Origin of the sequence: Streptococcus sp. 27098_8_86 (genome assembly GCF_041432595.1) — a bacterium.
GTDB lineage: Bacteria > Bacillota > Bacilli > Lactobacillales > Streptococcaceae > Streptococcus > Streptococcus pneumoniae_F.
The window spans coordinates 334933-352021 of the sequence record NZ_JAPVZW010000002.1; the positions used below are offsets into that span (position 1 = coordinate 334933).

Below are 17089 nucleotides of genomic sequence, written 5' to 3' on the forward strand. Positions count from 1 at the left end.
ATTTTTGGTTCGGATTACTATATAAATAAAAAAGCAGCCAGCCTTACAACCAACTACTTTTCAAATGATGATTTACAACTGTCTTTCCAGCCACTCTATCTTTTTAAAATCCTTATTGTTATTGTGCTCATTTCGATAAGAATCTTGGGAAGAAGCCTTGTAAATACTTAAAAACTGTTCCAAACTTGGAACACGAAAAGTGATGTTTTCGAGATGAATCAACTCTATATCCGATTCTGAAACTCCTGCAAAATCAGGTAAAGAATCGATACTTCCGAATTCAACACTCAGACCATCTTTTTTGAATTCATGCTCATGAATATCTATTAAGGCATAGCCTAAGTGTTTCATCACTTTCATTATCTTGTCCCACTCATAAATTCTGAGTTGATCAGGTGCTTCCCAACCTCTAGGATCACCAGGCACATGAATGTCAATGTCAGACGGCCTCCATTCTTCATTTGATCTGTATTCAAACCCCAAAGACCCCATGAGCGTCGGAGTGATTCCTACTTGGTTTAAATGAGAACAAATTGTTCGAAATTCATCAAATAGAGAATTCATTCCTCCTCCAATCGTTGATATAGAACTTAATTTCGTTGTGAATAATAAACTAATTTTTACCTTCTACTCTTTCGGTTTTGAAAATACTTCTACTCGCTGAGCTAGGACTTTGATTTCTACAGGTAGGTTATCCGATTTATCGCCGTCAACATCTGACTCCAATTCACTATCTGAAGAGATCTTAATATTACGCGCTCTGATATACTCAATATTATCATTGCCGACAACATCTCCTTTTAGTAAATCAGGAATGACGGATAATTTGGAGAATATTGAAGCATCTTTTAAAATCAAAATATTGGCATAGCCGTCTTTGTCTTCTTCAAAGATTTTCTTATCAGCGAAGTAATTTGTCAAGAGAACCAACACATGGCTAGCTTCACCAACATAATTTCCATTTTCTGTCTCAACCCTAATGTTAAAGACCTGATCTGTCATGACAGACTTCATGGTATTTACAGCATAGGCTAAAATACCGAATTTTGTCTTGTCCTCGATTTCAACATTATGAATCGCCTCAGGTAGAGAACCGATACTAAAGATATAACCAAAATAATTGTTATTTGCTTTACCGATATCAATCTTATTGGTTAAATCAAAATCCAGTTCATCAATCGCGCCATCGATATCTTGATTGATTTCCAACAGTTTTGTAATGAGGTTACCCGTCCCACCAGGGATAATCCCTAACTTAGGAATGTAGTCTTTCTCAGCAATACCCGAAATAACTTCGTTGACAGTCCCATCTCCACCAAACACAACCACTGCATCGTACTGCTCACTAGAAGCTTCCTCAGCAAAATGTGTTGCATCCAGCGCTTTTTCGGTAATTTTGGTTTCTACGTGCTCAAAATATTCTTTTGCTTTATTCTCCAGCTTTTCTTTATAATCCAAAGCCTTCTCGCCACCAGAAGTAGGGTTGATAATTAACATTGCTTTTTTCATTGATAATACTCCTTAATTTTTAAATAGAAATGTTTACATTTCGTCGTATGCAAGTAAATGTAATCCTATTATACAATGAAAATACAGAAAAGAGAAATATGACGTACTGGAGATTAATTTGCTTTTATTCTATTGTCCCATCGTCTAACTACATCCTTTAAGGGTTCATCCAAGTAAGAATAGGCCTTATCCTTTATCCAGTCAGGAATACCATAAGCTGCCTCTGCTATGCTGCCAGTGTATCACTGTCGCCACCATGTGAGATGGCATTTCTTATCGCATCTTCGAAGTCTCTACTTTCAAGAAAGGCAATAATGGCTTGAGGGACAGTTTCCTGACATGTTTCGTTGAAACGATAGTTAGGACGGATTTCATCTAAAGTTTGAGATAGATTGTAGCTGTATTCCTTCTCTATATAATCCTTAATCCGTCTTTTACACTCCGTAGGATTGTCGTTAATTGGTTGCTCGTATTCTCTACAATGACCACCAAAGTAAAAACGACACAGAAAGATAGCATCAGCTGTAGCCATTGCACCTTTAATACCTTCTGGATGATTATGAGTTACCTCTGCAGAAAGACTCGCAAGTCCTCTAGATGATGGCCACATACCAGTTCTCGCATAAAAACCACAGTCCATGTCCCAAGCACATGGAGAAACACGCATAGCTGATCCATTCCCAAAGCTACTATAAGGCTCACGGTTATCGCTATTTAGCCATGCATTAAACCGAGCACCATAATCAGCATTCGGATACAGTCTGCCATATTTCTTCATCGCGTCAATGAAGTCGTCTTTTTGTCCCCCGTTCATAATCGCTTCTGCAACAGCACAGGTCATAACCGTATCATCTGTAAAAAAGCAGTCCTTCCGAAATAAAGGAAAGTCCTTCATTTTGATATTGTTCCACTCGTAAACAGAGCCAACGATTGCTCCGAGCATCAGATTCCTCCTTGTTCATTTTGATGCTTTCTATTTGGGCTAACTAACATATTTTTTTAGAAAATAATGTCATGTTTTATTTTAAAAACATCATTTTTTTCAAAACAGGGTTTTACCATTTCTTTCCATCTAGCTCTATGAAAATTAATTGAGTTTAAAGGAGAGAGGCCATAATTTCCCAATGCATAACCATCATTCACTTCAACAACAAGTGTTCTGCCATCAAATGAATTTTAGAACTTCACTAATATTATATCTATAACAGAAAATTTTTTCCTTATTACTTTTTGTTCAAAGATTCCAGTATTTCTCTATAACCTTCGTAGAAACGGTCTCTTGTAACTACCTCACCAGGATATTTTTTTTCAAGAAGTAAGAATATATCATTTGGATTAATTCCTTCATCTAAAAAATCTTGGTACAGTGGGCTACATAACCTCATTTCACCTTTACTTGAAAATTTTAAAAATGTTCCATATATTGGAATCATTGACAATAGATTGTATAGACTTTTTTTCATTGTTTTCCTTTTATCTAAGTTTATTAATTTAATCAAATATAACTAACCTATCATTACTGAAGTTATTAAAGGTAAGATTTACTTTTTCATAAACTTCCTGAGTTTCCTTATAAATCTTATCCGAAACATATGAAGCTCTCAATTCGGATTTCTCAATAAGCACCCACTTTAACTGAGAGTATGAATATTTTGCAAAAGTAATCCATTGTGCGTAATTTATTGTCATAGGTTTTTTTGTAAAGTAGATTTTCCCTGCATTAGCAGATGCGGCTATAGAATGTCCAATAAATAGCATCGTATGTAATTTGGGGTGTTTCTCTCTATCCAACGAAAAAGGAATAGAATTTTTTATTGAATGTCCTTCGTTGATTTTCTTAAGGGCGTATCCAATTCTGATTATAACTTCAATAATTATTGTAGAAATAGCCATACTACTAAAATGAATGAAATCATAGCCTTCGTAATACATTCCTTGTACTATTTCTGCTATTGTTTGATCCTCGTCACCAATTTTTCCAAACTGAAGCAAATTAAATAATCCCATCAATGGTGCAGGTAATCCCATTGATGTCGTAATATCAGATTTAAAATGAATTATCTGCTTTGCTATTGCTGCAAAAATATCACTTTCTTTTCTATCTGTGTAATTATCCATAAATTGAGATACTATTTTCCCAGTTTTATCAATAGTAGTCATCTTACCATTTAGAATATCACATACACCAATTACTAAACCAAGAAGTGGATCATGTCCAAGAGATAACAATCTATGATAATATGCAGATAGTCCATTAACATTTACTTTAGTATGACGATTATCTTGAGCATCAAAAGGGACTTTACTGACCTTTGAATTTGCCAACTTTTCCATTTCTTCTTCAGGAAATCGTTGATTAAACCAGTCTCTTACATAATTAGATAAAGGGCCACCTTTTAAACCATTCGGAGTTTTCTCAGGTATTCCAATTAAAAGAATATCAACAATCGCTGCTAATATACCAGCTCCTGCACAAATCGATATATCAATTTTATCAAGTTTATGAATGTTGTTAAAATCATCCTGCAATGATTGAATAACTGTCTGATTAAGTTCCAATTCTTCATTTGTGAAGAGTGCATCTAGTTCATTCATTGAACCAACTTCGCACTCCGCTTTTATTACTAAGTCTTCCCATTTAGGTACAACGATAGTTTGTTTTTTAGTTTCGGTATCTAGTATTGGTAAATCAGACAGAGTATAGCCTAGCTCTCTCAATAATTTTTCACTTTCCTCTATACGTTCTTCTGCAATAGACATATCGGGTCTGTTTATTAAATCTAACTCTTTGGTTTGATGAGTTAAAATATTATTGAATTTTTGTTCTTCATCAGAATAAATGAATTTACTCATTGTTAGTCCCCTAAATCGTTTTTCAAATCTTTAATTGCTTGAGTTAGGAGGATATTTAAACTCTGTAAATAATCTAGGCGTTCCTTATCAGCATCTGCTTCAGTTTTCAGAGCTTGTATAATAGCTTCATGTTTTTGCAATGCTTCTTTATATAACCGTTCTTTTTCCTGTTTAAGTTGTTTATTTTTTAGATTAGAAGCTAATAATATACCGCCTCCGGCTAATACAACGACTGGAGCAGCCATTACAAACACTCCAGCTACCATACCACCTCCAACGACACCGCCAATAGCTGCAAGACCTGAAGTAATGCCAGCCGCTGATAACCCTACAGTACCTAAACCATAAAGAGCTGCGAATGAACCTATCCCACCAATACCTGCCCCCAATGCACCAGCTAACACTTCTGGAATTGGACTCTCTCTTATTGTACGTGTTTTATCATTAAGAGCTGCCGCTGCTTCATTAATTATGTTTACAACTTGTTGTAGTGATTCTACATTTTGAAATACTGCTTCTTTACTCATAAAAAATCCTCAATCTTTTATTATTTTAATTATACCATGTATAAATTGAAAAACTGCAACATAAAAGTTACCAATAGTACCTTTTCTCACTTAGATATTGTTCTTTTTGTTCTCTAGAATTTTCATGATTTCTAATTCCTAGTAATTTGTCTGTTGAAGAAACTATTGGGTCGATCCAGTCAGCTTTGGATCTAATCCAATCAATTTCCTCTTTACTAAGTTTCCCTACTATCTCCAGTTTATCAGCCATCAGTCTTAAATCATTTGCTGTTTTAAAATCTTCTAGCATATTAAGAAGAGACTTTGTCCGCTTCTTCTCTTCTTCGATTCTATTTTGTAATTTTCTTTTTCGCTCTTGTTCCTCTTCGTATAGTCTTGCTTTCTCTTCACGTTCAAGGCGTAAGTTCTTAACTTTATAATACTCTTGGTAAATTAAAACAATTATTTCTGGGATTGATTGTTCAATCGAGAATTCATTAGTATCTTTAATGTATTTACCATCTATTATCTTAAATCGAAATTTTCCATTTGGTATATAGTCATACTTCTTTATTCTTGGTTTATATGCATATCCATTAAACTTAACGCTATCATTGTACTCTGCTAGTTCTTTAGCTTCTTCTTTTGTTAATTCATGACTTACTTTGTCTGTTGACTCTATAACTTCAAAACGAACAATATCCTTATCAATTTGAATATCCCAATTTGAAGTTACATTATCACCGATTCTTTCAATTACAGTAACTAGAGTATCTAAAAAGCGATATAAACGTGGAAGAGAAGTTAGTGAAATATTTTTTACAAATTTAGGTTCTTTTAAATCATTATATCTGTGTCTAGAATCAAAGTAAGGATAGGAAGCAGCTTTTTCCCTCTTATTCCACTCTGCTATTTTATCTTTTAGATTAGCTACAGATTTATGTAGTCTCTTATTTGGAGACTGATTTAGGTTTGAAACAGCTTCTATAATAAGCTCTATTTTATCGTCCTCTAAAAATGATAATGAACTTCTTATACTAGTTGTATCAAGTTTAAAAATATCTTCCGAACTCTCTTCTTTATGTTTACTAGGTTTTATTCTATTGTTCTTTAGACTTTTTCTATCAATATGTACTTCATTTACGTCATTTTGTGGTAATGGCACAATAAGTTCACTTAAATCTTGTCCAGTATTCTTACGATACCAATAACTACCATTTGGAATTGGAATTTCAAATTCTTTACATTTCTTGAGTAAGTCAGAATAACTTAAATCATATTTCAATGAGACTTGTTTTGCACTTATTTCCCAGATTTCTTCATAGAGTTTTTCTCTAGAAAAGGTCTTTATCATCTTCATTTGAAACACCTTTACCCTTATATTTTACATCACCGTTTTTATATTTACCAAGCGAAAACGCAAATTCAAAAACTTCTAATTCTTCACTTCTGCATTTTCGCTTAATATAAAAAGTAAATCTTGTTTTAAACCGTTAAATTCCTCTATAATTTTATCTAAACTAGTTTCAATATTTTCAACACGGATCTCTGATAGCTTACCGTGATTGTATGAAATCATTCTTTCGGCGATAATATGATATGACCAACTCTCAGTGAAACGTCTATCTCTTTCTTCGTTATGAATAGCAAAACCAATTGGAAGAAGATTGTTTCTAAGACCTATCGCAACTGCCTGTGAACTTATACCTAAATAATCACCAGCAATTTTTAATGTGATTTTATTTAATTTTCTAATATCTTCGTCGGTATATTTCGGCATGTCAGTACTCCTTTTTTATAATTGCAAATGCAATATTATCTAATTAAAATATCTTGATGGGTTGTTATCTAGTTGCTCGCCTTAACTATATAATTTATGTGTTGCACACTGTACTCTGAAAGCTAATAATCTAAAATCAATTCAATGAAAAATTATTATTAATTAAAAAATAATCTCTTCAGATTTATAGTTACTATCTTTTCAAGCTAAATCCATTAGTTAGCTCCCGATTTAAACGCAAATAGTTATTTACTATCTAGGTCAAAACCAATCTGCCAAAATCCCATATCAAGTATTTTCATTTGAGGATACAGCATATCAGCAACATTAAAATTCTTTTGAACTGAATCTAACTGTTCCATGTTTTTTTCATAAAAATCTACTAGTTGTAAAATAGATTTAATGTTATAGGTTCCACTTGCAATCTTTTGTGATCTTATTCCAGTAACAAAATATCTATCATATGCCGGAACACAACCAAGTGTGCCCATCAGTATCTTTGTGATTAATGTTTCTGATAAGTTATTTTTTAGGGCTGGACCTCTCACTTCATGCCTGATTACATCATAATAATTAGCAATAAACTCATTAATTTCCTTTAGTAATTTTTGGTTACTTTCATTTCTAAGATCTTTACATTCAATTCCTGCTAGAGAATCATATTTATTGCTTAAGATTTCTCTTACAACAGGTATATGTACTCTATAATCCTTTTGTAATAAGAATGAAGAACCTCGATACATTCCCCAACTTGCTAAATAAAATGCAAGTTGTAAACTCAGGTAATCAAGATTAACATCATTCTCTTTTCTAGCTGTCATAAAATGTGAATAGCAATGTTCCCATGAACGATATCTGTCATGTTCATCAGCTTTTAAATCGTTATAAAATTCAGTTGATGATTTAATAATCATATCAATTGTTTTCATACTTTCTACTTTCCTAATTCTCTTTCAAATATATAGCGTTTTCATTATTATCTTATTCTATTATATCATTATTCAAAATAAAAAACTGCAACCTATTAGTTACAGTTATACAGATTTATTTCTGTTTCTTTTAGAAACTTATATTTTCATTTTTAGGCATAGTAAAGACATCGTTCTTTTCAAAATAAGGTTTTACCATTTCTTTCCATCTAGCTTTATGAAAATTGATTGAGTTTAAAGGAGAGAGTCCATAATTTCCCAATGCATAACCATCATTTACTTCAACAACAAGTGTCCTGCCATCACGAGTAACACCGATATCTAGACCATAAGCTATAGGCGCATCTTTCCAACATGATATGGCTTCATCAATTACACTTGCATCAAAATGTGCATGATAATCACCTGTATAGGGGCGAACATCTAATACTTGACCATCTAACACAAAACAGCGCCATTCAGCTATAAATTCTACAACCTCACTAATCCATATAGGATAGTTGAAAGGTAGACCAATACCTATTAAATCATGGGTTCCATTAACAACTCTTCCAGTAAAGACTTTTGAACCAGCTTTAGGCTTAATAAATTTTCCCCAATTATCAGGTATATTCACAATCTCTCCTAAAATACCATCATAAATCTTTCGACCATAAAACTCTTTAAGCTCAATAGGATAGTCATAAACCGGAACATTTAACCCCATCATTTTTAGTAATGCTCTAGTCTCCGTTATATAATCTACAACTGTATCATCACTTGTTAACTGTTTTATTTCAGAAAAAGATTGATATAAAATAACTTCTTCTCCTTGTAAGTAGGCACCTACTTGAGCATTGTACTTATTAATTGAAACTTCACTTGGTAGTTTGCTTTGTCTAATATAAACAACCATTTCATCACTCCTATATCACTAGTGTTACACCTATTTGTAAAAAAATAATAGCATTTATGCTGTTATTTTTTTGAGTAAATAGCTCCCATAATATCATCGAAATAATCAACAGTATTTAGGAGTAATTCTATAACCTGGGACTTTGTTAGTCGCATTCCCCTTCTATCTCTAGCATCTTCTACTAAATTTTCAAGTTTCTCTAGATTTTTATCATCCAAGCTAATCATTATTCTATTTTTATCAGTTGCCATTTACTTCACCTCTAGTTAATTCTATCACAGGTGTAACACTTGTGTCAACTGGCTTTTATAATACATTAGTTTAAAAGTGGAGAAGATTTTTAACACAGTAACTTTAAATCTTTGGTATTAAAAAATTTTCACAGTATTTATAGAAATAAAATCTGTCTCAAATAAGTTATCAAATCTAGTATAAATTATGAGCGGCTACTCTAATACTTTCCCTCTAAACAAGAAAAAGGCTTACACTCAATGATTTTCTTACCCCCTTCGTTACAACGTTTTGACACTTTTACTAGCAAAGGTACATACTCACAAGGAACTTTGATTGACTATTGAATCTCTCCCACCTCTTCTTTAACATATCCTTCTACATCTTCAATCTCTACAAACATTGGGTCTAAGTGACACAAGAAATGCCAATTTTCTGCACCTTTTTTTCTGTAGAGAATCGCTTCACCGTCTTCACTTCCGAAAAAGCTTCTGTCTACTTCATATCCACTGCCTTCTAGAAAGTCTTTTGCCTGGCGATAGTTTGCTTCTCTTGCTTCCACATAGGTTTTAACTTCATGGTTGTTAACGACATATGCATCGATTTTTGAATATCCTTCGATCACTCTATCGTTTTTGAGGGATAAATTTGAAATCTCTTTCCAAATAATGTCTACATTTTCCTCAGGATCAAACATAAATTTAGACAAAGGTACAATGTTTCCGTTATAGATAATTTCCATATAGTCTAGTAGATTTGTAGGATTAAAATACTCCACTTCAAAACCATCTTCTGTTTCCAGAGTGTATCCCGGGATTTGAGCTACAAAGGCTTTCCCATCTTCTATGGAATCAAACACAACTAAATCTTTAGAATAATCATTTTGGTACAATTCCAATATAACCATCGATAATCTCTCCATTTTCATTATTAGGCTAATGTAAATAAGCACTTCACTTGACCAGTTAAGGCTTTCTGTATCATTTCGTCGGTTTCCCTCCTCATTCTACGAGTCCTATACCATGGGCGGAGCATCTACTTCTAGTTCGCTTATGCCTCAGCTCGTACAAGCAGTGATACCGCCTCAACATGTGGTAATATTCTTCTTTTATACTAATAAACGAAAGGCAGTGAAAATCATTTTAAAATGATACTGTGGAACGGAAAGATTTTCGCCAGTTCCAAAAGAAACGACATTCATCATTCCACTTGAAATTACAACAGAAAATTCTTTAACATCGATTATCTAGATAGACCGATTATTACCTTCAATAATGGATATGCTGATCTAAATTTTAAAATGTTGTTTCCTTACTAATCCTATTACTCGCCAATATAGTATAAATAAAATAACCAATAAAAATGATAATAAAAATAACATTAATTTTTAACACAAAATAGAGATTTAACAAATTTGCGAACGCATGAAATAATATACAGTATCCCACAGATTTCGTTTGACGGTAAAGAAGCCCTAAAACAAAACTTAAAAATAATGTATATATAAAAAATAAAATAAAAGGAAATCCTTGATGACTTTCTCCAACTATAAACCATAAAGGCAGATGCCACATTCCCCAAATTGATCCTACCATCAAATTAGATTGCCAATAAGTATATTTTTTATCAAGTAATGGCTGTAATATTCCTCTCCATCCTAATTCTTCATGTCCACCACCAAAAAAAATTAGTTGTATAAAGAATAAAGGCATCAGATAAATTGATACTCCATTTAATTCTAAGGAAGATACAGAAAATAGTATCAAAATTGCTAACAAATGAATAATGAAATAAATACTACTGTTTTTTCTTTTATTAAATACAAAATGTTTAAATTTTATATTATTCCTTTTCAAATAAAAGCCACTTGCAATAGCTGGACCAAGTGAACCTACTATATGTAACATTCTCCCTATAAATGTTTCTAATCCCAAAATATGAGATTGAGTAAATATGGCAAGAAGCACCCAAGCTATATAAGTAATTCCAAATGTACAATAAAGATAATTTTTTAAATTCTTTTTGTCAATTTCTGTCATTTTATCTTCCTTATCTTGATTATTTTATGAATAATATTTTTACTGCTTCTTAGTTGCTCTCGATTATAACTACCTATATTCTATCACAAAAACACAAAAAAAGCCTTACAATCAAGGCTTTTCTATACTTTCACAAAAATCCTAATAAATTTCCATTCAACTTCTTCTAAGCATCTTTTCTAAAAAATAAATTGACAATCTCATCTTCTGAAAAGCCTAGCTCACCAAGTTTTTCAAACAAAATTTTCACTAGCTTGTTAGATTCTTGATATCTTAACTCCTTTATTTCTTGCTCGCTTGCTATGACAAAATATCCTAATGTTCCACAGCTAATAACCAAATTCTGTTCTTCGAGAACTTTCATTGCTTTTTGGACAGTTGCCGGATTACACTTCTCGTTTTCTGCTAATCTCCTTATTGAAGGAATTTGTTGTTCAGATGCATAATCACCTCTTAAAATAGTCGTTCTTAATTTTGATGCAATTTGTAAATATAGATGGTGTTTCATTTAATCTTTTTATTTTCACTTTTCCTAACAAACTTCCAATATGCAGAATAGGGGATGACTGTAGCTAGTAGAAGATAGTATTTATTTGCAAACATATCTGCTTCTCCTTTTGCATTGAAATGAATCGGAACTTTTTCTGGGAGAAATCTACAAATAACAACTATTATAGCTAGCATTACTAATAACACCAAAATATCTTTTATCAGTCTGTTTTTCATCTTATTTTTCTCCTTTAACTAGATAAAATTTTTCTTGCTTATTGTTAAATAAACACCCATTGTAATAACCAATAAAACTACTGATACTAACTGTAAAACAAATATAATCGGAAGATTAAACAGCCAATTAATCAAAAGTGGCGTAATAAGCGCAATCATACCAATAATTCCAGTTACAATAACAGGAAGACTTTGTTTGACAACTATCATCTCACTGTCCCAATCATAGTTAGGATATTTTTTATTTAATGCAATTCCGATTACAGTTATAAAAAAGGAGTAACATATAGGAACAATAACTAGATTCATAACTTGAATAGGATTCATATCAAGTTTCAGCATAAATACATATACAGAAATCATATATCCAATCAAATGAAGTGTAAGGTTGACAGCTATTTTAGCATTTAAAATCATTTTCACTTTAACCGGAGAACTTTTCAAAATCCAAATATTTTTACCTTCTAAAGATATGGATGAAGCTGCTGGACAACTGAGTGAAAGCATAGATGAAATAAAGACAGGAGCTAAGTTTGAAAGATACTCATTTATATCTTCAATTCCTGCAGAATTTCCTATTTGCCCTACAGAATTAAACAGGAAACATATACTAAAGACACATAAAAGAATCACTCCAAGCCCAGCATTCAAGACTGCCATATAAGAACTTAAAAATCGTCCAAGCTCTTTTTGATACAAGGCAAAAAACACAGATTTTCTTTCATAAGATACTTTGTCATTAGCATATCTTGATTTTGTATTGGCAAGTGTATTAAGTAGTCCATACTTCAACGAAGCAATTTTGACAAATAGATAAAAGACGACTATTGAAAGAACTATATAAAATCCCATCCCATAGTACATTGGAAAATTGTAGTATGACATAAATAGTCTAGAAATTGGATACAGTCCAGTAATTTGCTTAGCCAGAGTAACCCCAATACTAATTTCATCACCTGATTGCAAAGCTGATAATGCAAAATATCCAATTATACCTAACATCGCAAATGAAAAAATAAGAGAGATAACATTTTTTCTTTTAAAAAAAGATGAAGCGACAACAATAACGATTCCCATGCATGTCGCTATACACATGGGGATCAAAGGGGCAAAAATTATAGAAGTAAAATACAATATAATCTGTAGGAGGTTTAAACTTCCGTTCAAGCCCCATACAATTCCACCCGGAAGCATAAACATAAAGCCTATTAAAAAATTCAATAAGTACATAAACATGAACTTGCTGGTGATAATATACGAACTTTTAACAGGTAAGGATAGGAGAATTTCCATATCTCGACTACCAAATAAAATGCCATTCGAATAAAAGACAGTCAAAAATAATATTGAAAAACTTGATACAGAGACCATATATGCCGGTATCAAGTCCTGCTGTCCGACGTGTACCAATGTTTTCGCTGTTAGTATATTATAAACAAAGCAAAATAAGGAAAGAGTTATTATGCCAAAACTCGCAATAGCCATTGAACTTTGTTTTTTATTTCCTGAATCTCTAATCTCGTTAATAGGAAAGAAATTAATCAATTGCGCCTTAAGCAGTATCCAAATGTTACTCATTGTCCTGCACCTCCATGAAAAATGCCTCCAATGATTCATCACCTTTGACGTCTCCTGTATTGCCACTTGCAATTAACTTTCCATTTTTGATAATGGCAACCTTATTACATAATTTTTCAGCAACATCCAATACATGGGTTGAAAAGAAAATAGCACCTCCATCTGAAACACACTCATGCATAATTTTCTTTAGTAGGAAAGTTGCTTTGGGATCTAGACCAACAAAAGGTTCATCTAAAATCAACAGTTTGGGAGAATGTACAAGTGCAGAAATAATGGCTGTTCGTTGCTTCATTCCATGTGAATATGAAGAAATAATCCCCGAAAGATGCTCAGTCATATCAAATAAATCACCGTATTTTTGGATTCTCTCCCTGCGTATTTCTGTAGGAATTTCAAACAAGTCAGCAATGAAATTAATATATTGAAATCCTGTCATATGTTCATACAAATCTGGATTATCTGGGATATACGCCATCATTTTCTTACAAATAACAGATTCTTCTTTAATAGAATGACCGTTGATAATTATACTTCCATCTTCAAAATCATGGATACCGACAACTGCCTTTATTGTTGACGTTTTTCCCGCACCATTTGCTCCAATAAAACCATAAATATCTCCAGATTGTACTGAAATAGATAGGTTATCCACAACCTTCTTATCCCCATAACTTTTACTAAAATTCTTTATATCTAACATATTTTCATCTCCATTGACAATTTGTCAGTCTTGTTTTGAAATAATACCGATAGCTTATTTTGATATAGCTATCGGTACATAGTTCTCTCTACAAACATTCTATCTTTTTTAATTGCTAAAGAGTCCTTTTGTATTTAGATTTTGTTCCAACATTATCTTAAATGCATTCAAGTAATCTTTGACAGGTTCTTTCTTTGAAGTTATTATACCTATGTTATTTGAAACAAAAACATAGGCTGTCATCAGAAATTCAGATGTTTCTGATGGATATTTTACAGAAAATACTTTTTCTGAGATGCCTTGATTTATTATCTTCTCAAAATATATAGTCAGTTTTTCAATGAGCTTATGAGATAACTTATCTAACATATAACGATTTTCTTCAAGATCAACCGTCTTTTGTAACTCAGTTCCTTCCGCTGAAACGTTATCTGTAGAGATTATTGTGGCATCTATAAAGGCTCTTATTTTTTCAATAGCAGTTTTGTTGTCATCATTGACAATCACATGAATATCTCTCAATAATTTCTCTGAATAACGTTCCACAAGACAATACAGAATATCTTCTTTGTTCTTAAAGTGATAGTATAACAAACCTCGTGATATATTTACCTTATCGACTATATCCTGAGTTGTTGTGTTCGCATATCCTTTCTCCATAAAGAGGAGCATAGCAGCGTCCATAATCTCAGCCCGTCGAATTTCTGGATCTTTTACATCTCGCATTATATTCCTCCTGATTACAAATTATACTACTCTACTGACAAATTGTCAATTATAAAATTACCTTTTTAAGGATACAAAAAAATCCTTGACATCAAGGCTTTTTCGTCAATATTTTTTCTAAGCTCGTACAAGCAGTGATACCGCCTCAACGTTGATTGCTCTTTAAAAACGGCTCAACTAAATCAATCCACTCCTGATGTAGGTAAGATGATAAATAACCGTGATTATATCCCTTTGCTTCATACAAAATCGTATTTGGATGTAGCTGCTGAAATAATTTCGCCGATTCTTTCACACAGTTTAATTCTTTTTCACCATAGATATACAAAACCTGAGCTTTGCTAGCAGAAATCATATCTTTCAGCTTGTAACGCCCCATATAGTTTTTGTAAATGGTCACCATTGTTTTGACAGGCGTCCTTGGCAGATCCTCCAAATAATAAGCTTTTATTTCCTCTGGATAAGCCAGTTTAGGATAGAGTTTGTTCATCATGCTTAACTGGAGTTTACAAGAGAATTTACTGAACATAAGTTTACCAAATAGTGATACTAGAAAGATGTTGATTTTAGCTAACCTTGGTTGAGGAATACAGAGACTTCCGTCTATGAAGGCCTTCTCAGCAATTTCGCTGTCTAAAGACAAAAGCTCCATGGCAATTTGACCACCAAGTGAAACACCACCGATTGCAAACAATTTCCCACCACAGTTTGCTTTGATATAGTCTAGAATTTCCAAAGCAGAATCTTCAGTAGAAACATAATCAAGTTGATATTCCTCGCCGTGGCCATTCAAAGTTGGTAGAATAACACGGTATTCTTCTGACAAGATTCGTGCTTGACGAAGATAATTCCACCAAGAACTGCCACCGCCATGTATCAGTAAGATAGAAGGCAAATTCTTATCACCAAATTCATGAAATTTCATGTTTAAACTCCTTACTTTAGGACTTTCACTAACTACATCCTTGTTTAATCAGCTCGTACAAGCAATCCTACACACTCAACATGTCTTGATAGGACAAACCAATACTCTGAAATGCTGCATTTCTTTTAGCACTTTAATTAGATACTCCGAAACGATTTCTAAAAGGACTATTGATGGCCATTGCTTATTAAATCAATTGATTTTAGTAAATTATAAGAGTAACACCTTAATGATTTACTGGGGTATGGGCAAATAGATAAACGAGCCATCACCAAAGCAATACAGGCTTTTACAAGCAAGAGATAAGTACCATTTATTTTTAAATTGTTGTACAGAGTTTCAGTCATAATAATATTTAGCAAGGCATCTAACAACAAAAACTCGATGAGTTTATTGAATCCTCTCTTATTTATGATAATCTTGATATCCTCACTACGCATAAAGGAAGTCGATACTTGTTGATGGGAGAGCTCGGTAAAATTCAAATCAAATTTCACTGCGTTGCTTTTCTAAATTTATCATTATGATTTGTCCCACAAAGGAGAAGGATATTCTGGTTCCTCGTTAGTCATCACTTGCAACCTGTTATATTTTACAGTTAAATCCAATATCTCAAATAAGCATTGCTCTGCTTCTTCAAAATTTCCAAATGTTCTAATCTTTCCTATAATACTTGCTCTATCTCCTAAAGAATAAACTAAGTATACTTTTTCCCCCTCATCATATTCTATTCGCGTTTGCCAATCTTCTCTCCCTTTATTCCTGCCATTAAATACGGAGACTCTTAGCGTAGTATAATTCAACTCTTCAATTTTCTGTTGAATTATTTTTTTTTCATGCATCAATTTATCCATTTATTTTATCTCCTTTAATAGTCCCATTTTTTCGTACCAGCTAACAGATGTTCCAAGTTTAATCTGCGTTCCACCACCAGCTCCAAAAACTTTTGCAATTTCACCTTTTGCAGGAGTAGCTAAATCTGAAAACGATATCCCTCGTTTTTGCATTATAATAGAAAGTTTTTCTTGATCCACATCAGACATAGAAAGAAAACCTTCTTCAAGATTTTTAAGATTTATATCTTTAACTACTTCATATTGATGATAGTCTTGATATCCCTCTGGATAAGGTAATCCGCGTTTATTAAAAGCTATAATTTTTCCATCTTCAACCGGACTAACATACGTCCCCCCTGAAGGACCAAATCTATCAATAATCTGCCCCGTATGTATATTAGCAGGGGAGGTTATCGGCTTCCTAGATGATCTGTCACAAAACCTTGGGTTTCTTCCGGTGGCCATTTAATATGTCCCTCACTATCCACATAACTTCGTGATCTGACAGGAATTTTTCTTCCATCGAAACCATCATCTGCCGATAGATAAGCACGCTTGCCATTTGGCATTTCAACACGTTCTGGGAAATAGTGTCCCTTAGCTTCATACTCTCTGCGAAGATAGTCATCAAACTTCGAACTTTCCCGTGCAAGTCGACTTTGCCTAAGATTTTCAAGAATCCGCTCTTTATCAAAGGGCTTCTCTGCCACTCTCACCACATCATCCGCATGTTTACTTGAGAAGTGCATCACATCACGTAGAGTCTTACTCTCAACGCTGAAGGTAGGCATGGTTCCCATACCTCCCGCAAAGGCAACTGCCTTTTTACGAATGCCGACTGGGATTCGGGTGT

At 33.1% G+C, this 17089-nt stretch carries 20 protein-coding genes and 3 pseudogenes; all 23 read right to left on the reverse strand.

What is annotated here, in order from left to right:
* Positions 1 to 72: 72 nt before the first annotated feature.
* Positions 73 to 564, reverse strand: a complete 492-nt coding sequence (locus tag O3616_RS03495; protein WP_070479183.1) for a phosphoribosylanthranilate isomerase — start codon at positions 562 to 564, stop codon at positions 73 to 75.
* A gap of 63 nt (positions 565 to 627) precedes the next feature.
* The gene (locus O3616_RS03500) at positions 628 to 1509 is read right to left on the reverse strand and encodes a diacylglycerol kinase family protein (RefSeq protein ID WP_371638103.1); all 882 of its coding nucleotides are present in this window, start codon (positions 1507 to 1509) and stop codon (positions 628 to 630) included.
* Between the two features lie 113 nt (positions 1510 to 1622).
* Positions 1623 to 2452 (reverse strand): annotated as a pseudogene (locus O3616_RS03505) (ADP-ribosylglycohydrolase family protein).
* A gap of 56 nt (positions 2453 to 2508) precedes the next feature.
* Positions 2509 to 2676, reverse strand: a pseudogene (locus O3616_RS03510) (DUF4343 domain-containing protein); the annotation flags it as partial.
* A 56-nt stretch (positions 2677 to 2732) separates the two neighbouring features.
* Positions 2733 to 2972 (reverse strand): hypothetical protein, encoded by a 240-nt coding sequence (locus O3616_RS03515; RefSeq protein WP_084865607.1) that lies wholly within the window; start codon positions 2970 to 2972, stop codon positions 2733 to 2735.
* A 28-nt stretch (positions 2973 to 3000) separates the two neighbouring features.
* Entirely contained in the window at positions 3001 to 4362 is a 1362-nt protein-coding gene (locus O3616_RS03520) for a hypothetical protein (protein WP_371638104.1), read from the reverse strand.
* 2 nt (positions 4363 to 4364) lie between these two features.
* Positions 4365 to 4889 (reverse strand): hypothetical protein, encoded by a 525-nt coding sequence (locus O3616_RS03525; protein WP_000031285.1) that lies wholly within the window; start codon positions 4887 to 4889, stop codon positions 4365 to 4367.
* A 67-nt stretch (positions 4890 to 4956) separates the two neighbouring features.
* Positions 4957 to 6228: a cellulose synthase gene (locus O3616_RS03530; protein WP_371638105.1), complete on the reverse strand. Its 1272-nt coding sequence runs from the start codon at positions 6226 to 6228 to the stop codon at positions 4957 to 4959.
* 75 nt (positions 6229 to 6303) lie between these two features.
* Positions 6304 to 6648, reverse strand: coding sequence for a hypothetical protein (locus O3616_RS03535; RefSeq protein WP_001127479.1), 345 nt, complete (start codon positions 6646 to 6648; stop codon positions 6304 to 6306).
* A gap of 245 nt (positions 6649 to 6893) precedes the next feature.
* Positions 6894 to 7577 (reverse strand): hypothetical protein, encoded by a 684-nt coding sequence (locus O3616_RS03540; RefSeq protein WP_371638106.1) that lies wholly within the window; start codon positions 7575 to 7577, stop codon positions 6894 to 6896.
* Positions 7578 to 7707: 130 nt separating this feature from the next.
* Complete coding sequence (locus O3616_RS03545) at positions 7708 to 8472, reverse strand: ATP-grasp domain-containing protein (protein ID WP_371638107.1); 765 nt, start codon at positions 8470 to 8472, stop codon at positions 7708 to 7710.
* 62 nt (positions 8473 to 8534) lie between these two features.
* Positions 8535 to 8723 (reverse strand): hypothetical protein, encoded by a 189-nt coding sequence (locus O3616_RS03550; RefSeq protein ID WP_000179769.1) that lies wholly within the window; start codon positions 8721 to 8723, stop codon positions 8535 to 8537.
* Between the two features lie 320 nt (positions 8724 to 9043).
* Entirely contained in the window at positions 9044 to 9610 is a 567-nt protein-coding gene (locus O3616_RS03555; protein ID WP_371638109.1) for a hypothetical protein, read from the reverse strand.
* Between the two features lie 388 nt (positions 9611 to 9998).
* Positions 9999 to 10742, reverse strand: a complete 744-nt coding sequence (locus tag O3616_RS03560) for a lysostaphin resistance A-like protein (RefSeq protein ID WP_371638110.1) — start codon at positions 10740 to 10742, stop codon at positions 9999 to 10001.
* A 166-nt stretch (positions 10743 to 10908) separates the two neighbouring features.
* On the reverse strand, positions 10909 to 11250 hold the full coding sequence (locus O3616_RS03565) for a GntR family transcriptional regulator (RefSeq protein WP_140832764.1): 342 nt from the start codon (positions 11248 to 11250) through the stop codon (positions 10909 to 10911).
* Complete coding sequence (locus O3616_RS03570) at positions 11247 to 11468, reverse strand: DUF1648 domain-containing protein (protein WP_070479194.1); 222 nt, start codon at positions 11466 to 11468, stop codon at positions 11247 to 11249. Before O3616_RS03570 ends, O3616_RS03565 begins: the two co-directional genes overlap by 4 nt.
* A gap of 18 nt (positions 11469 to 11486) precedes the next feature.
* Positions 11487 to 13046 carry a hypothetical protein gene (locus O3616_RS03575; protein WP_371638111.1) on the reverse strand — a complete coding sequence of 520 codons (1560 nt, stop codon included), beginning with the start codon at positions 13044 to 13046 and terminating at the stop codon, positions 11487 to 11489.
* On the reverse strand, positions 13039 to 13749 hold the full coding sequence (locus O3616_RS03580; RefSeq protein ID WP_371638112.1) for an ABC transporter ATP-binding protein: 711 nt from the start codon (positions 13747 to 13749) through the stop codon (positions 13039 to 13041). Before O3616_RS03580 ends, O3616_RS03575 begins: the two co-directional genes overlap by 8 nt.
* A gap of 108 nt (positions 13750 to 13857) precedes the next feature.
* A complete protein-coding gene (locus tag O3616_RS03585) occupies positions 13858 to 14475 on the reverse strand; it encodes a TetR/AcrR family transcriptional regulator (protein ID WP_371638113.1) in 618 nt (205 codons plus the stop codon).
* A gap of 145 nt (positions 14476 to 14620) precedes the next feature.
* On the reverse strand, positions 14621 to 15400 hold the full coding sequence (locus tag O3616_RS03590) for an alpha/beta fold hydrolase (protein WP_371638114.1): 780 nt from the start codon (positions 15398 to 15400) through the stop codon (positions 14621 to 14623).
* A 521-nt stretch (positions 15401 to 15921) separates the two neighbouring features.
* On the reverse strand, positions 15922 to 16254 hold the full coding sequence (locus O3616_RS03595; protein WP_070843090.1) for an Imm59 family immunity protein: 333 nt from the start codon (positions 16252 to 16254) through the stop codon (positions 15922 to 15924).
* Positions 16255 to 16701: a TNT domain-containing protein gene (locus O3616_RS03600; protein ID WP_371638115.1), complete on the reverse strand. Its 447-nt coding sequence runs from the start codon at positions 16699 to 16701 to the stop codon at positions 16255 to 16257. It abuts the gene before it with no gap.
* A pseudogene (locus tag O3616_RS03605) lies at positions 16647 to 17089 on the reverse strand (hypothetical protein); the annotation flags it as partial. The pseudogene O3616_RS03605 and the gene O3616_RS03600, both read right to left, overlap by 55 nt.

Excerpts from the sequence above, each read along its gene's own strand:
- O3616_RS03495 (WP_070479183.1), bottom strand. The coding sequence starts at position 564 with ATGAATTCTCTATTTGATGAATTTCGAACAATTTGTTCTCATTTAAAC.
- O3616_RS03500 (WP_371638103.1), bottom strand. The coding sequence starts at position 1,509 with ATGAAAAAAGCAATGTTAATTATCAACCCTACTTCTGGTGGCGAGAAG.
- O3616_RS03515 (WP_084865607.1), bottom strand. The coding sequence starts at position 2,972 with ATGAAAAAAAGTCTATACAATCTATTGTCAATGATTCCAATATATGGA.
- O3616_RS03520 (WP_371638104.1), bottom strand. The coding sequence starts at position 4,362 with ATGAGTAAATTCATTTATTCTGATGAAGAACAAAAATTCAATAATATT.
- O3616_RS03525 (WP_000031285.1), bottom strand. The coding sequence starts at position 4,889 with ATGAGTAAAGAAGCAGTATTTCAAAATGTAGAATCACTACAACAAGTT.
- O3616_RS03530 (WP_371638105.1), bottom strand. The coding sequence starts at position 6,228 with ATGAAGATGATAAAGACCTTTTCTAGAGAAAAACTCTATGAAGAAATC.
- O3616_RS03535 (WP_001127479.1), bottom strand. The coding sequence starts at position 6,648 with ATGCCGAAATATACCGACGAAGATATTAGAAAATTAAATAAAATCACA.
- O3616_RS03540 (WP_371638106.1), bottom strand. The coding sequence starts at position 7,577 with ATGAAAACAATTGATATGATTATTAAATCATCAACTGAATTTTATAAC.
- O3616_RS03545 (WP_371638107.1), bottom strand. The coding sequence starts at position 8,472 with ATGGTTGTTTATATTAGACAAAGCAAACTACCAAGTGAAGTTTCAATT.
- O3616_RS03550 (WP_000179769.1), bottom strand. The coding sequence starts at position 8,723 with ATGGCAACTGATAAAAATAGAATAATGATTAGCTTGGATGATAAAAAT.
- O3616_RS03555 (WP_371638109.1), bottom strand. The coding sequence starts at position 9,610 with ATGGTTATATTGGAATTGTACCAAAATGATTATTCTAAAGATTTAGTT.
- O3616_RS03560 (WP_371638110.1), bottom strand. The coding sequence starts at position 10,742 with ATGACAGAAATTGACAAAAAGAATTTAAAAAATTATCTTTATTGTACA.
- O3616_RS03565 (WP_140832764.1), bottom strand. The coding sequence starts at position 11,250 with ATGAAACACCATCTATATTTACAAATTGCATCAAAATTAAGAACGACT.
- O3616_RS03570 (WP_070479194.1), bottom strand. The coding sequence starts at position 11,468 with ATGAAAAACAGACTGATAAAAGATATTTTGGTGTTATTAGTAATGCTA.
- O3616_RS03575 (WP_371638111.1), bottom strand. The coding sequence starts at position 13,046 with ATGAGTAACATTTGGATACTGCTTAAGGCGCAATTGATTAATTTCTTT.
- O3616_RS03580 (WP_371638112.1), bottom strand. The coding sequence starts at position 13,749 with ATGTTAGATATAAAGAATTTTAGTAAAAGTTATGGGGATAAGAAGGTT.
- O3616_RS03585 (WP_371638113.1), bottom strand. The coding sequence starts at position 14,475 with ATGCGAGATGTAAAAGATCCAGAAATTCGACGGGCTGAGATTATGGAC.
- O3616_RS03590 (WP_371638114.1), bottom strand. The coding sequence starts at position 15,400 with ATGAAATTTCATGAATTTGGTGATAAGAATTTGCCTTCTATCTTACTG.
- O3616_RS03595 (WP_070843090.1), bottom strand. The coding sequence starts at position 16,254 with ATGGATAAATTGATGCATGAAAAAAAAATAATTCAACAGAAAATTGAA.
- O3616_RS03600 (WP_371638115.1), bottom strand. The coding sequence starts at position 16,701 with ATGGCCACCGGAAGAAACCCAAGGTTTTGTGACAGATCATCTAGGAAG.